Raw genomic sequence first — 13,236 nt, forward strand, 5'->3', positions numbered from 1 at the left:
ACCAATCGAGCGGAACTCGTTTGATTTTTGTGATGTCCCGCGCCGCGTCGACAACGCTTACGATGTGAGGCGCCTCCAAAGCGCGCGCCTACTGACCAAGCAACCTCATCGCCGCCTCGTGCAGCGCCTTGTCTCCCGCGGCCACAATCGCGCCGCCTTTGGCCGGATCGCCGCCGTCCCATGTCGTGACGACGCCCCCCGCCCCTTCGACGATAGGGATCAGCGCGACAATGTCATAAGAATTGAGGCCCGCTTCGATCACGAGGTCGACATGGCCGGCGGCGAGCGCGCAATAGGCGTAGCAATCGCCGCCATAGCGCGAGAGGCGCACTTGCGATTCCACGCGGTGGAATTTATCGCGCAGCGCCGGCTCGATGAGCAGCGGCGAGGTTGTCATCAACGTCGCCTGGGCGAGCGTGGGGCACGGGCGCACGACAAGCTTGCGCCGCTCCTCCGCAGCCTTGCCATGGCGGGACGGCCCCCGCCAGAAGGCGGCCTCGCCGTCGCCATGGAAACGCTCGCGCGTGAAGGGCTGATGCATCAGGCCATAGCAGGGGCGCCCGCGATGCGAGAGGCCGATGAGCGTGCCCCATGTCGGAAAGCCGGAGATGAAGCTCTTCGTTCCGTCGATCGGATCGAGCACCCAGACATATTCGGCGTCCTGATTCCTCGAGCCGAATTCTTCGCCGATGATTCCGTGGCTCGGAAAGGTCCGCTCGATCAGCCGCCGCATCGCGATCTCGGCGGCGCGATCCGCCTCCGTCACCGGATCGAACGCCCCGCCATGCGCCTTATCGTCCGCGGCTATCGCCGTGCGAAAGAACGGCATGACGGCCTCGCCGGAAACATCGGCGAGCTCCTCTACGAATTTTTCGAAATCGACGACTGTCATAGATGCTCCAGCGATGAAGGGCCGCGTTTATTCTGCGGCCATCCTGCGCGGGCCGCCAAAGGATTCGCCGAGTTCGACATCTTGAGCAAGCCCGGCGACGACCTCTGCAAGATCGGCGGCGACCGCCGCAAAGCGGTCGTTCTTTTCCAGGGTCGCTTCATTCATGTAAAGCCCGCGCGAGACTTCGATCTGCAGCGCGTGCCAGCCGGCGCGCGGGCGGCCGAAATGCTCGGTGATGAAACCGCCGGCATAGGGGCGGTTGCGTTGGACATTGTAGCCCCGCGCGCAAAGCCGCGCCTCGACGCCGTCGACGACGCTCGGCGCAACGCTCGCGCCATAACGATCGCCGATGACGAAATCGACCCGCTTCTTTTCCGCGCCGGCGAGCGGCGACGCGCCGCGCGCGCCGGAGGATGGCATGGAGTGGCAATCGACGACGATGGCGACGCCGAAGCGGCGGGCGGCGCGCTCCACCAGCGCGCGCAGCTCCGCGTGATAGGGTTTATAGAGCGCCTCGATCCGCCGCAGGCCTTCGTCGAGCGATATGCGGCCAGCGTAGATTTCCCGGGCGTCGGCCGCCACCCGCGGAACGGTGCCGAGTCCCGCCGCGACCCTGAGCGAGCGCGTGTTGGCGAATTGCGGCAAAGGCCCCTCGAACAGCTTCGGGTCGAGTTCATAGGGCTCGCGGTTGAGATCGAGATAGGCGCGCGGAAACAGCGCGCGCAGCATCGGAGCCCCGACCGACCGCGCCGACTGGAATAATTCGTCGACATAGGCGTCTTCAGAACGGCGCAAGGAGAGGGCGTCGAGTCTTGCGGCGTCGAGGAAGCGCTGAGGATAGACCCGCCCGGAATGGGGAGAGGAGAAAACGAGCGGCGACAGGAGTTCGTCCGGCTCGATCACCTGGAAAGGCGGCGACAGCTCGGGGTCGAGAGGCGACTCTTCGCGCGCGCCCTCGTCCCCTTGTGCTAAGTTTCGGCCATCCATCGAATCGTCCCGGCCCGCTCCGACCCGCCTGGCGCGCCGCCATGGCGCGCCGCAAGCTTTGAAAGGTTCTATCGTCCAGCCTTCTAAGTTACCCTCACGCGGCCGGGTTTTCACCCGATATTTACAGGCTGGGGTTCATATGGAAAAAACCCCCTCGAGAGGACTGAGATGAACGAGAGCCCGACGGCGAAGATCCTGCTCGCCGAAGACGACAACGACATGCGTCGCTTCCTGGTGAAGGCGCTACAGCAGGCGGGTTTTTCGGTGACCTCCTTCGATAATGGGCTCTCCGCCTATGACCAGCTCCGGGTCGAGCCTTTCGAGCTGCTGCTGACCGACATCGTCATGCCGGAAATGGACGGGATCGAGCTCGCCCGCCGCGCGACGGAACTCGACCCCGACATAAAGGTCATGTTCATCACCGGCTTCGCCGCCGTCGCGCTGAACCCCGACAATCAAGCCCCCCGGCAGGCGAAGATTCTCTCCAAGCCCTTCCATCTGCGCGACCTCGTGACCGAGGTTCAGCGGATGCTCGCCGCCTGACGCGCGGACTCCTCGGCCGTCATCTCGCGAAAAGAGCTTCATAGACCCGGCGCGACAAAGATGGCGGCCGGTAGACCATGATTCCGGCGATCTCCAGCGTCTGCTCCTCGAAAGGAACATGCGCGGGCCCCTCCATCAAGGTGAGATCGCCGGGAAGCCCCATCAACGCCGCTTCCGATTCCGGCATGTCGAACACGACGCTTTCGCCCGCTGGAAGCGCTTGCGCGACGTAATGGAGAATAATCAGATTCTCCACAGCCTCGCGCGCGAGCGATTGGGCGTTTTTGCGGATCATTCGATCTCCCGCCCTAATCGCATAGCAGCCGCTTTGTTCGGTCGAGCGCAGAAGAGCGGCGACGAGGCGGCCGCGAATATTCCATTGGCATCCGCCGCCCCGGGCGATCTCAACGAATGCCCCCTCGAACACGGTTGCGCTGCGTTGCAGGCGGGAGACCGGCCCCGAAATCGACGCCTGCGTCGCATCGGCGTAGCAAAAGCGCATGTTGAGCGCCGCTCCCCGCGGCGTCGGGATCGGCTCACGCAGACGCTCGGCGACCGCTTGCGCAACGCGGCCGAAAGAAGCGGCGTCGAGATGCTTGTGGTCGACAAACTGACTCGCATCGATATGGCCGAGTATGTCGGAGAGAAAGAGGCAGGCTGCGCCCCGCTTTTCCGCCGCAGTCCTGTAGATATTATCGAGGAACAACGATCCTTCGGCCTCGCCCTGCCCTTCGTGCGGCCGCAGACAAAGGCAAAGGAACAAAACCGCGATCCGTTCGCGCGCGCAGAAGGTCAGGACGTCGGTGAGCGTATCGGCGATGATCCGGGGATCGAGGCTCTCGCCCGCCAGCCAAACAGTGTCGTTCAGCGTATATTCGAAAATGATCGCGTCAGGCCTCGGATCGCCGTCCCGCGCCATTTTGAGCAGGCGCAGGAGCCCGAAAAGCGAGCCGACCGCCCCGAGGAACTTGTTGTCGAAAACATGCTCGGGCGCAATCTTCGCCAGCTCCGCCGCCCAGCCGTGCTTCGGACTGGAATTGGAGCCGCCGAGAATCATGATTCGCAAGGTCTAGCCTCCGTGCGCTGGCCATGTCCGACGCACTCTTTATGGTGAAGCGTCGAGGCCCGCCAGACTTGAGTCAGAAGGGCTTCTCGGATAGAGGACATCGAAACCAGGGATTGGCCGGGAATCGTCGCGATCTTCTCCCGGATGCCGCCGACAACGCTTCCTGATAGCCAGCCAGAACGCCCCAAATATGCATTTTATTATTGACGCCGACACCGGTGATCAGATCGTAGGTTGGCTCGCGCCGGATAATCCGTCGGAGATACCGAAATTCATTATTTCGATCCCCGGACGCGACGACATCGAGATCTCGGCAAATCTGCTCAGAGCCGACATTCGCGACTTCGGCCTCCATTCGACGGGTCAATGCGGCTTCTCCATCGGCCCGGATATCGTGCCCGACCTCGCGCATCTGCCCGAGGTCGAGATCATCGAAGGCGACAACCATCTGCCGATCTACCGGCGATTTCAGCCGGACCACGTCGAGCGCAAAATATTCCTGTTCGACTGCACGCTTATTCCCCAGCGCCGCATCCTGCAGGAAATCAACAATCGATTCAGCCTCAGCTACTTCAACTCCGAGCGCAACGGTCTCGAAACGACCATCGCGCTCATCGCCAACCCTTTCTGCAAGTCCATTTTCATCTCGGGTCGATCCCTGCTGCTGCGCTACAACGACCTTCTGAAAGAAAAGGGCTATCTGCGGATGGCCCTTTTGCGCGAGCCGCATGAGGAGCTGGCGGAGCGGCTTTATTTCCTGAACTTCCTCGTCAAGGAGGGAAGCGCCGACTCCTCCTTCGCGGGCTATACGACCGGCGTGAAGTCCCTCCTCGAATTCGCCGCCAACCTGCCCTTCAACGATCAGAAGGCCCTGACCAGCGCGTTTCGTGGCACGACCGAGCAACAACGCCGCGAGCTCATGAGCCCGATGACCAAAGTCTTTGGCTGCGACGTCGATGAAATGCCCAAGAACGCCAATGTTTCCCGAGCGCTCGACGCCCTGGCGGACTTCGACGTCGTCGGCACGCGCGAGCGCTTCCCGCTTTTCAAGGATCTCGTGACAGCCGCCGCCGGGGCGAACATTTTCGGGGACGAAGAGCCCGTCTTTTTCCAGAGCGTGAAGACTTTGGCCGAATCTCTCGCAAAGATCGGCATCGTGAACGACCTTCTCGCCGACGATCTCGCCCTCTTTAAATATGTCGACGAAGCGATTGGCGAGAGCCTGAGCGACCCCGACATGCTCATGCAAGGCGGGAGCTAGGTTGAGCCGCCGCTTTTTTGCCCGGAAACCTTGCCGACGACCAAGCATTGCGCTATGAGCGCACCAAATCGTCAGCTTCGACCGGCCGCCCCGCGCCGACAGGCGTCTCGGGGTCGTGACCGTTTCAAATCGCAGGAAGGACGCGTTCGATGAAAAACGAAATCCACCCCGACTATCACACCATCAAGGTGGTGATGACCGACGGCAGCGAATATCTGACGCGCTCGACCTGGGGCAAGGAAGGGGACACGATGAACCTCGACATCGATCCCAAGACCCATCCGGCCTGGACCGGCGGCTCGGCCCAGCTCCTCGACCGCGGCGGCCGTCTCTCCCGCTTCAACTCGCGCTTCGGCGGCCTGAGCTTCGGCAAGAAGTAAGCTTCTGCCTGCGTCTCTTTAGACAGATCAAACGCCGGAGCGCCCTGCCGCTCCGGCGTTTCTCGTTTCAGCACCAGAAATAGGAAACGGCGGGACTTCCGTCCCGCCGCCGGAATTTCGACAAACCTACCGAGTCGGCCTCGTCCTTCGAGACGCGAGCTTCGCTCGCGCCTCAGGATGAGGCCTAAGTGTTTGGCCTAGATGCAGAAGCCCCTCATGCTGAGGAGGCTGCGCAGCAGCCGTCTCGAAGCGCGAGGGGCGTCGACCCCACGTCGACCTGGCGGCCGAGAGGAAGCCGGCTTCTCTATTGGGCGAAAGCGTCGCGCAGCTTGGCCAGTTGCTCCTGGACCGGGCTCGGCGCGGGCGTCGCATTGGCGGGCGCAGCCTCGGGGCCGGCGTAAATCAACTGATCGAGGTGGATGATCCGGGCCTGCAGGCGCAGCGAATGCAGCGCGAGGTCGCGCAGACGCTGCGGGAGGCGCTGGAAGACATCCGGCGCCGACGCCAGCTCCTGCTGGTGCAGCTTGACGCGATGCCGGTCGCTTGCCGCCTGGCTGCGGGTGAGTTCGCCTTGGTTCACCGCGCGCTGCAAGAGGAGCCAGGAGGCGATCTGCATCAAACGGGTCGTCAGCCGCATGCTTTCGGCGGCATAGGCCAGCGCTTCTGTGCGCGGCAGCTCTTTCGCTTCGTCGCGGCCCGCGCCGTCGAGATAGGCCGCCGCCTCTTCCACGAGACCCATGCCTTCTCTGAACATCATGCCGAAAGCTTCGGAGCCCGCGAGCTTTTCGACGAAGGATACGGGCTGATTCTGCTCACCCCGGCTGTCACTTACACGACCCATGATACGCTCACGCCCATGCCGGTCTTCGAGCCCCGGCGAAATTCGATATATGGGACCTTAGCTCAATTGACAGAGACGCGCTTGCTTAAGCGTTTTTTAACCTTAACAGTGACACCTATTCCACGGCGATAAAAAGCGCCCCGGCGCTACGCCGGATTCACCATAGGCAAAGCTCGTTCGACGCGAGAGGGCCTTCGATAAATCAATCACTTGCAATGAGTAACGCCCATTCTCTCCACAACAATTGATAGACTTTTGGGAGAGAATGCGCTCCAGCTTTTATAAATCCGCGCACGTCCTCATCGCTCGCATGATTGCGAACGGAGAACGCGCTAGCGCATGAAAAACGCGGTGGCGTCGAGCTTTTCGTGCTGCGCCTTTTCGGCGCGCGGGAGCTGCAAAGCGCCAAAGCAGAGGGCGAGAAGAACGACCGTTCGGAGAAATTGGCCGGCGTCGATACGCGTATATTTCGGCGTCGCTTTCGGCTGGCGAAAAGCCGGGGGCTGGCTACGGAGCGCGGAACGATAGAGCGCAATCATGGCCTGAGGCCGATCGTGACGCGCCATTCCGAAATCGACGTCCATGTTCGCCATCGGCGATGCTCCGTTCAAACGCGATTATGTAAAGAATTTGACCAAAATGCTTAACACACGGTTAAGACCCTGCCAGCCCCCATGCTAATCCCTCGCAAATGCTTGACGTATGGACCAGCGAAAGGCATGTCGTGGCTCCCCCCTGCGCGCCCCGAGGCTTCTTCCGATGATTCGCTCCGCTTTGATGAATGTGATGACCGCCGCCGCCATCAAGGCCGGCCGCGGCCTGAAGCGAGATTTCGGCGAAGTCGAAAATCTCCAGGTGTCGGTGAAGGGACCGGGGGACTTCGTTTCCGCCGCTGACAAGCGGGCGGAGAAGACCCTTTTCGAGGAGCTGTCCAAGGCCCGCCCCGGCTATGGCTTCATCATGGAGGAAGGCGGGACGGTCGAAGGCTCGGACAAGAGCCACACCTGGCACATCGATCCGCTCGACGGCACGTCGAACTTCCTGCACGGCGTCCCCGTCTTCGCCGTCTCGGTGGCGCTGGAGCGCGACGGGCAGCTCGTCGCCGGGCTGGTCTATAATCCCGCGACGGACGAGATGTTTGTCGCCGAAAAGGGCCAGGGCGCCTATTTCAACAATCGGCGCATGCGCGTCGCCGCGCGCCGGTCTTTGGCGGAGTCGATGGTCGCCTGCGGAATCCCGCCCCTCGCCCGTGCGCGCGACCATGAATCCTTCAAGAAGGAGCTTGCGGCCGGCATGGCCAAGATCGGCAATATCCGCCGCATGGGCGCCGCCGCCATGGATCTCGCCAATGTCGCCTGCGGCCGTTTCGACGGCTATTGGGAGCGCGGCATCAATTCCTGGGATGTCGCGGCGGGCATTGTGCTCGTGCGCGAGGCTGGCGGCTTCGTGAGCGACCTCTCGGGCGGGTCCGACATGCTGACCAAGGGAGAAATCTGCGTCGGCAACGAGGCGATCCACCGCCAGCTTCTCGACGTGATGAGGAAGGCTTGAGCGCCAGCCCGGGCCCGGACGCGGCGGCCTGCGCGCCGCCCGCGACGCGCCTGCGCCGTCGCGAGGACGCCGATCTGGCTGAGATGCTCGATCTTTGGGTCGCCTCCTGGCGGGCGGCCTATCCGGAGATCGATTTCGACGCCCGCCGGGATTGGCTGACGCAGCAAATCGCAGCGCTGGAGGCGAAGGGCGCCGCCACCCTCTGCATTTTCGACGGGAGCGGGGAGCGGCTTGCGGGATTTGTCGTGATCGACCCCGAAACCGGCTGGCTCGACCAGATTTGCGTTGGTCCCGCCTATCAGGGCGACGGCTATGCGGACGCGCTGATGGCGGCCGCCCGCGCGCTGTCGCAGGGCGTCATACGTCTCGACGTCAATGCGGACAATATGCGCGCGATCCGTTTCTACGAGCGCCGCGGCTTCGCCGAGATCGGCCGTGGCGCCAACACGCTCTCGGGCCGCAAAACGATCATGATGGAGTGGCGGGCCGCGGAATAGGCCCGCGACCACGGCCCTTTCATCCGATCCTAAGCGAGTCACACATCTCTGGGGCCGTCATGGCCGGGCTTGTCCCGGCCACCCACGCCGACGGGCGCAGCTCGCTATTGATAAATCAGGCGGGGCTTCGCAGCGCTCGACGTAAGCCCAGCATTTGCTGTCATTGCGCGGCGTGGATGGCCGGGACAAGCCCGGCCATGACGAGCGCGGCGACATGAAGTTATATGATGCCGTAGCATCCGATCAGGGAGCGTCCTCGTCGGGGATCGCCGCCTCTTCGCCCAGATGCGCGATGCGGATCATGTTCGTCGCGCCAGGAGAGCCGAAAGGCATGCCGGCGACGATGATGACGCGGTCGCCGTCCTCGCCGAAACCCTCGCCCTTGGAATATTCGCAGGCGCGCTTCACCATATCCTCGATGTCCGTGGCGTCGCGCGTCTCGAGCGCGTGAACGCCCCAGACCAGCGCCAGCCGCCGCGCGGTGTCGCGCTTCGGCGTCAAGGCCAGGATCGGCGACTGCGGGCGTTCGCGGGCGATGCGCAGGGCTGTCGTGCCCGACGACGTCCAGGCGCATATCGCCTTCGAGTGCAGCGTCTGCGCGACGTCGCGCGCCGCCACGGCAATGGCGTCGGCATAGGTCGGATTGGCCAGCTCGCCGCGCTGAGCGTTGATGATCGAGCGGAACACCGCATCCGTCTCGACCTCTTCCGCGATGCGGCTCATGGTTGCGACGGCGTCCTGCGGATATTGGCCGGCGGCGCTCTCCGCCGAAAGCATCACGGCGTCGGCGCCCTCGAAGACGGCCGTCGCCACGTCCGAGACCTCGGCGCGGGTCGGCAGCGGCGAAAGGATCATCGACTCCAGCATCTGAGTCGCGATGACGACCGGCTTGCCGAGCCGGCGCGCCGATCGATTGATGCGCTTTTGCAGGCCGGGCACGCGTTCGAGCGGCACTTCGACGCCAAGATCGCCGCGCGCCACCATCAGCGCGTCGGAGACCTCGATCACCTCGTCGAGACGGTGAATGGCCTGCGGCTTCTCGATCTTGGCCATCACCAGGGCGCGTCCCTTGGTGATCCGCTTCACCTCGACCACGTCCTCGGCCCGCTGGACGAAGGAGATGGCGACCCAATCGATGCCCTGCTCCAGCGCCGCGTCAAGATCGGCGCGGTCCTTGGTGGTCATCGAGGTGATCGGGATTTCGGTATCGGGCAGGCTCACGCCCTTGCGGTTGGAGAGCCGGCCGGCGACGTCGACAACGGCGTGGGCGCGGTCCGGCGCAGCCTCGACCACATGCATCCGCACGCGGCCGTCGTCGATCAGCACGGTGTCGCCCACTTTGAGCGCCGCGAGGATTTCAGGATGCGGCAGCCGCACGCGCGTGACGTCGCCGGGGGTGGGGTCGGAGTCGAGGATGAAGACGTCGCCCTTGCGCAGATGGACGGAGCCCTCCTCGAAGGCGCCGATGCGCAGCTTCGGGCCCTGGAGATCGACCAGAATGCCGATCGCCTGCGACATCTCCGCCTCGATCTCGCGGATGACGCGGACGTAATTGGCGAGAGCCGCATGGTCGGTGTGGCTCATATTGATGCGGAATACGTCGGCGCCCGCGCGCACGAGACCGGCGATGACCGCCTTGTCGACCGTCGCCGGTCCGAGCGTCGCGATGATCTTGGTCCGCCTGAGCCTTCTCATTTTCGTTCCTGAATCCTTTTGTCGTGTCCGCTATAGCGCGGCTCTATGTCATTGGGCGGACGGCGCGGCGTTTGGATCGGTGAGCTGCACCGTCCAGCTTTTGGCGTCTCGTCCGGTGTCGATCTCGAAGAAACCCGTCCGCTCGAAACCTCGTGCGAAGCAATCCTCGCGTCCGTCGATTCGGAATTCGCGGTCGCGGGTGCACATGAAGGCCTTGCCCTTCCACTCGCCGCCGCGCTCGTCCATCGCATAGACATAGTAAAATTGCGCGGCGAGTGGCCCGCGCAGCAGCGTCTCGCAGATGGTGGGCCTCAGGTTCCACCAGCCTTCCGAAAGCCAGTTTTTCCCGTCCGTATAGGCAATTGCGACGCTCACCCTGACATTCGTGTTGTTGCACAGGCGAAAATCGGCGCGCGCCGGCGCCGTCTGGGCCAGGCCCATTGCAACAACGGGGAGCAGCAGGCGTCTCATCATCGTCGGGGCTGAACCGGAGAGGTTGGCGCATGACGGCTATCAAGCGCCGTCTTTGGCGAACAGGCAAACCACGCGCGGCAGGCTTTGGCAACCCCGTTCGGCGTCGAAACGCCCGGACGACCAGACGGGACCGCTCTGGTTTCCCGACGGCGCCCCGTTCTCGCCCTGCCCTGGCCTGCGCGCGGCTCCCGAGACGCTGATTGGCTTCGCCAGAGGAGTGGCGCGCGCGAATGCAGAGATTGGCGCGAGACGATCGGGGCTCTCGGCGCGCGGCGCGCTGATCGCCGGAACAAAGCCTCTCGCCTCTTGTTTCCGTCGCACGCGAGACCCAACGGCAGGAGGCGCGCGATGGAAAACAAAGAAGTCATTCAGACGCTCAACAATCTCGTCGAGATCAGCCGCGACGGGGAGAAAGGCTTTCTCACCGCGGCCGAGCAAGCGCGCGACCCTCAGCTCAAAACCGTCTTCCAGAGCGCGGCCCAACGCTGCGCGACCGGCGCGCGCGAGCTCGAGTCGGAGATCGCGCAGCTCGGTGGCACGCCGGCGCAGTCGAGCTCCATCACGGGCGCGCTGCATCGACTCTGGACCAATCTCAAATCCTTCGTCACCGCGCGGAGTGACAAAGCCATACTGGAAGAGGTCGAGCGCGGCGAAGACGTCGCCAAATCTGCGTATGAGATCGCCGTCGCCAAGCCGCTTCCGCCGCGCGTGCACGCGATCATCGATCGGCAATATCGCGGCGTGCGGGAAAACCACGACCGCGTGCGCGATCTGCGCGATCGCGCCGCCTGATCCTCATTTCGCGTCCCGCAAAAGCTCTGCCGCGCGCGGCGCGAAATAGGTGAGCACGCCAGCCGCGCCCGCGCGCTTGAAAGCGAGCAGGCTCTCCATCATCGCGCGCTCCTCGTCGAGCCAGCCGTTTTGGCCGGCGGCCATGATCATCGCATATTCGCCGGAGACCTGATACGCGAAGGTCGGCGTGTGAAAGGTCTCCGCGATGCGATGCACGATGTCGAGATAAGGCATGCCTGGCTTTACCATCACCATATCGGCGCCCTGCTCCAGGTCGAGCGCCACCTCGCGCAACGCTTCGTCGGTATTGGCCGGGTCCATCTGATAGGCGCGCTTGTCGCCGCGCAACGTCTTGTTGGTGCCGATCGCGTCGCGGAACGGTCCGTAGAACGCCGAGGCATATTTCGCGGCGTAGCTCATGATCTGCACGTTCTGAAAGCCTTCGGCGTCGAGCGCCGAGCGGATGGCGCCGACGCGCCCGTCCATCATGTCGGAAGGCGCGATGATGTCCGCCCCGGCGCGCGCTTGCGTCACGGCTTGCGCCGCGAGCACGGCGACGGTCTCGTCGTTGAGGATTTCGTCGCCGGAGAGAAGCCCGTCGTGGCCGTGACTCGTATAAGGATCGAGCGCGACGTCGGTGATGACGCCGATGTCGGGCGCCGTTTCCTTGATGGCGCGACAGGCCCGGCAAACAAGATTATTCGGATCGAGCGCGACGCTCGCCGTCTCGTCGCGCAGCCTCGGATCGGTGTTGGGAAAAAGCGCCACCGCCGGCACGCCGAGCGCGGCGGCCTCTGCGACGGCCTGCGCGGCAAGATCGATCGACTGCCGAAAAACGCCGGGCATGGAAGAAACGGGTTCTCGCCGGCCCTCGCCTTCGATCACGAAAATCGGCCAGATGAGATCGGAGGCGTCGAGCGTGGTCTCGCGCACGAGGCGGCGCGACCAATCGCTTTTGCGATTGCGCCGGGGTCGCTGAACCAGCGGCAGCCGCGTCGAAGAAATCTCCCTGTCCGTCATTCACGCCTCCTCTTGTCGCGGACGCCTTATCACGCGGGACGGCGCCATTCGACTCCGCTATAGACAGATATGGCGCATGAGCCTTGCGCGCATTGGAACATGCAATGATCGCCGTGAAACGCCTCCGGCCAACGCTCTCCACCAGTCCCGCCGCCATTTTTCGTTGCGCCATTCTCGGCGCCAGCCTCCTTGCAGCCGCGCCGGCATTTGCGCAGCAGACGCAGCCCACGCAGCCTGCTGCGCCCCGTCAGCCGAAGAGTCAGGCGGCGAAGCCCAAGGCGCCTGCGACTGCCATCCAGAAGTCGCCGGCGACGAAACCGGGAACAGCGAAACCGTCGACGCCCACGACGCCCCAAGGCGTCGTGAAGCAACCGCCGGCGGCGCCGCCCGCCGATGCGGGCGCCGTATTGGCGCCGCTGCCGCCGGTCGATACGTCGACGCCGCCGCCCATGCTGCCGCGCGCCGCGCGCGAACGCATGCGCATCTGCGCCGAGGAATGGGAAAAGCACAAGCGCGCGTCGCGCGCCGCTCAGCCGCTGTGGCGCGATTTCGCGACAGAATGTCTGACGCGCTGAGCGCCGAAAGCTGGCCGCAAAAACAACTTCGCCCGGGCCGCGCGATAAAACGCGCGCCCGGGCGATTGCGATCTTGCGCAAAAAACGCATTCGTGACGCGCGACCCTCTTCCGATCGCGCATGACGAACACGCCTTTAGGCGGCGCCTTCGGTCGGCGTTTCCGGCGGAGCGATCTTCACCTTGCGGGGAGCGCGCTTCTTGGCGGCCGCCTTCTTGACCGTCGACTTCTTGACAGTCGATTTCTTGGTCGCGCGCTTTTTCGTCGCCACCTTCTTGGTCGCGGCGCGCTTCTTCGTCGCTACCTTGCGGACAGCCTTGCGAGCAGTCTTCTTCACGGCGGTCTTGCGGGCGCCCTTCTTCGCGGCCGTCTTCTTCGTCGCGCGTTTTTTGGTTGTCGCCTTCTTGGTGGCGGCCTTGCGCGCACCCTTCTTCGCCGCTGCCTTCTTGGCCGGCTTACGCTTCGTTGTAGCTCTCGCCATAATAAGTCCCCTTGATCCGAATTGCCGGAATTATGGTCGACCGACAATACGCGCAATTAGCGTAACGTGGTTAATTGCTGGTTCAAGTGGCGCCACCGGACAAGTAAGCGTTACAACGCCTTTCGCATCGCCGCATTGGATGATCGACAATGAAGATGAGCGCTTCCGATGTCTTATCGAAA

General features: G+C 63.7%; 16 protein-coding genes. 7 read left to right on the top strand and 9 right to left on the bottom strand.

From position 1 onward, the window contains the following. Positions 1–88 precede the first annotated feature (88 nt). Positions 89–892, bottom strand: coding sequence for a histidinol-phosphatase (hisN, locus tag QNA11_RS05705; RefSeq protein ID WP_283482279.1), 804 nt, complete (start codon positions 890–892; stop codon positions 89–91). A 27-nt stretch (positions 893–919) separates the two neighbouring features. After that, positions 920–1,879, bottom strand: a complete 960-nt coding sequence (locus QNA11_RS05710; protein WP_283482280.1) for an N-formylglutamate amidohydrolase — start codon at positions 1,877–1,879, stop codon at positions 920–922. Positions 1,880–2,047: 168 nt separating this feature from the next. On the opposite strand from QNA11_RS05710, the gene cpdR reads away from it, so the two are divergent. Then, complete coding sequence (gene cpdR / locus QNA11_RS05715) at positions 2,048–2,422, top strand: cell cycle two-component system response regulator CpdR (protein WP_281927429.1); 375 nt, start codon at positions 2,048–2,050, stop codon at positions 2,420–2,422. Between the two features lie 19 nt (positions 2,423–2,441). Here the strand turns inward: cpdR and QNA11_RS05720 are convergent, their stop codons facing one another. Then, a complete protein-coding gene (locus QNA11_RS05720; RefSeq protein WP_283482281.1) occupies positions 2,442–3,488 on the bottom strand; it encodes an SGNH/GDSL hydrolase family protein in 1,047 nt (348 codons plus the stop codon). A 190-nt stretch (positions 3,489–3,678) separates the two neighbouring features. Between QNA11_RS05720 and QNA11_RS05725 the strand changes: the two genes are divergently transcribed. Next, on the top strand, positions 3,679–4,749 hold the full coding sequence (locus tag QNA11_RS05725) for a hypothetical protein (protein ID WP_202071579.1): 1,071 nt from the start codon (positions 3,679–3,681) through the stop codon (positions 4,747–4,749). Positions 4,750–4,898: 149 nt separating this feature from the next. Next, on the top strand, positions 4,899–5,129 hold the full coding sequence (rpmE, locus tag QNA11_RS05730) for a 50S ribosomal protein L31 (RefSeq protein ID WP_202071578.1): 231 nt from the start codon (positions 4,899–4,901) through the stop codon (positions 5,127–5,129). A gap of 304 nt (positions 5,130–5,433) precedes the next feature. Here rpmE and rcdA read toward each other — a convergent pair whose 3' ends face one another. Both rcdA and QNA11_RS05740 read right to left on the bottom strand, forming a co-directional pair. After that, a complete protein-coding gene (gene rcdA, locus QNA11_RS05735) occupies positions 5,434–5,970 on the bottom strand; it encodes a protease adaptor protein RcdA (protein WP_202071577.1) in 537 nt (178 codons plus the stop codon). A gap of 332 nt (positions 5,971–6,302) precedes the next feature. Then, complete coding sequence (locus tag QNA11_RS05740; RefSeq protein WP_202071576.1) at positions 6,303–6,563, bottom strand: hypothetical protein; 261 nt, start codon at positions 6,561–6,563, stop codon at positions 6,303–6,305. Positions 6,564–6,729: 166 nt separating this feature from the next. Between QNA11_RS05740 and QNA11_RS05745 the strand changes: the two genes are divergently transcribed. Together QNA11_RS05745 and QNA11_RS05750 are read left to right on the top strand one after the other, a co-directional pair. Next, the gene (locus tag QNA11_RS05745) at positions 6,730–7,521 is read left to right on the top strand and encodes an inositol monophosphatase family protein (RefSeq protein ID WP_202071575.1); all 792 of its coding nucleotides are present in this window, start codon (positions 6,730–6,732) and stop codon (positions 7,519–7,521) included. Continuing rightward, entirely contained in the window at positions 7,518–8,018 is a 501-nt protein-coding gene (locus tag QNA11_RS05750; protein ID WP_283482282.1) for a GNAT family N-acetyltransferase, read from the top strand. Before QNA11_RS05745 ends, QNA11_RS05750 begins: the two co-directional genes overlap by 4 nt. A 243-nt stretch (positions 8,019–8,261) precedes the next feature. On the opposite strand, the gene pyk is transcribed toward QNA11_RS05750, so the two are convergent. Beyond that, positions 8,262–9,713: a pyruvate kinase gene (gene pyk / locus QNA11_RS05755; RefSeq protein ID WP_202071574.1), complete on the bottom strand. Its 1,452-nt coding sequence runs from the start codon at positions 9,711–9,713 to the stop codon at positions 8,262–8,264. A gap of 48 nt (positions 9,714–9,761) precedes the next feature. Next, the gene (locus tag QNA11_RS05760) at positions 9,762–10,187 is read right to left on the bottom strand and encodes a DUF1036 domain-containing protein (RefSeq protein ID WP_202071573.1); all 426 of its coding nucleotides are present in this window, start codon (positions 10,185–10,187) and stop codon (positions 9,762–9,764) included. Between the two features lie 348 nt (positions 10,188–10,535). Between QNA11_RS05760 and QNA11_RS05765 the strand changes: the two genes are divergently transcribed. Next, entirely contained in the window at positions 10,536–10,979 is a 444-nt protein-coding gene (locus QNA11_RS05765; RefSeq protein WP_202071572.1) for a PA2169 family four-helix-bundle protein, read from the top strand. 3 nt (positions 10,980–10,982) lie between these two features. Here the strand turns inward: QNA11_RS05765 and hemB are convergent, their stop codons facing one another. Next, positions 10,983–11,999, bottom strand: a complete 1,017-nt coding sequence (hemB, locus tag QNA11_RS05770) for a porphobilinogen synthase (RefSeq protein WP_283482283.1) — start codon at positions 11,997–11,999, stop codon at positions 10,983–10,985. 104 nt (positions 12,000–12,103) lie between these two features. Between hemB and QNA11_RS05775 the strand changes: the two genes are divergently transcribed. Continuing rightward, positions 12,104–12,574, top strand: a complete 471-nt coding sequence (locus QNA11_RS05775) for a hypothetical protein (protein ID WP_283482284.1) — start codon at positions 12,104–12,106, stop codon at positions 12,572–12,574. A gap of 135 nt (positions 12,575–12,709) precedes the next feature. On the opposite strand, the gene QNA11_RS05780 is transcribed toward QNA11_RS05775, so the two are convergent. Beyond that, positions 12,710–13,054, bottom strand: a complete 345-nt coding sequence (locus QNA11_RS05780) for a hypothetical protein (protein WP_202071569.1) — start codon at positions 13,052–13,054, stop codon at positions 12,710–12,712. Between the last annotated feature and the right edge of the window lie 182 nt (positions 13,055–13,236).

Source organism: Methylocystis sp. JR02, from assembly GCF_030063565.1.
Classification (GTDB): domain Bacteria; phylum Pseudomonadota; class Alphaproteobacteria; order Rhizobiales; family Beijerinckiaceae; genus Methylocystis; species Methylocystis iwaonis.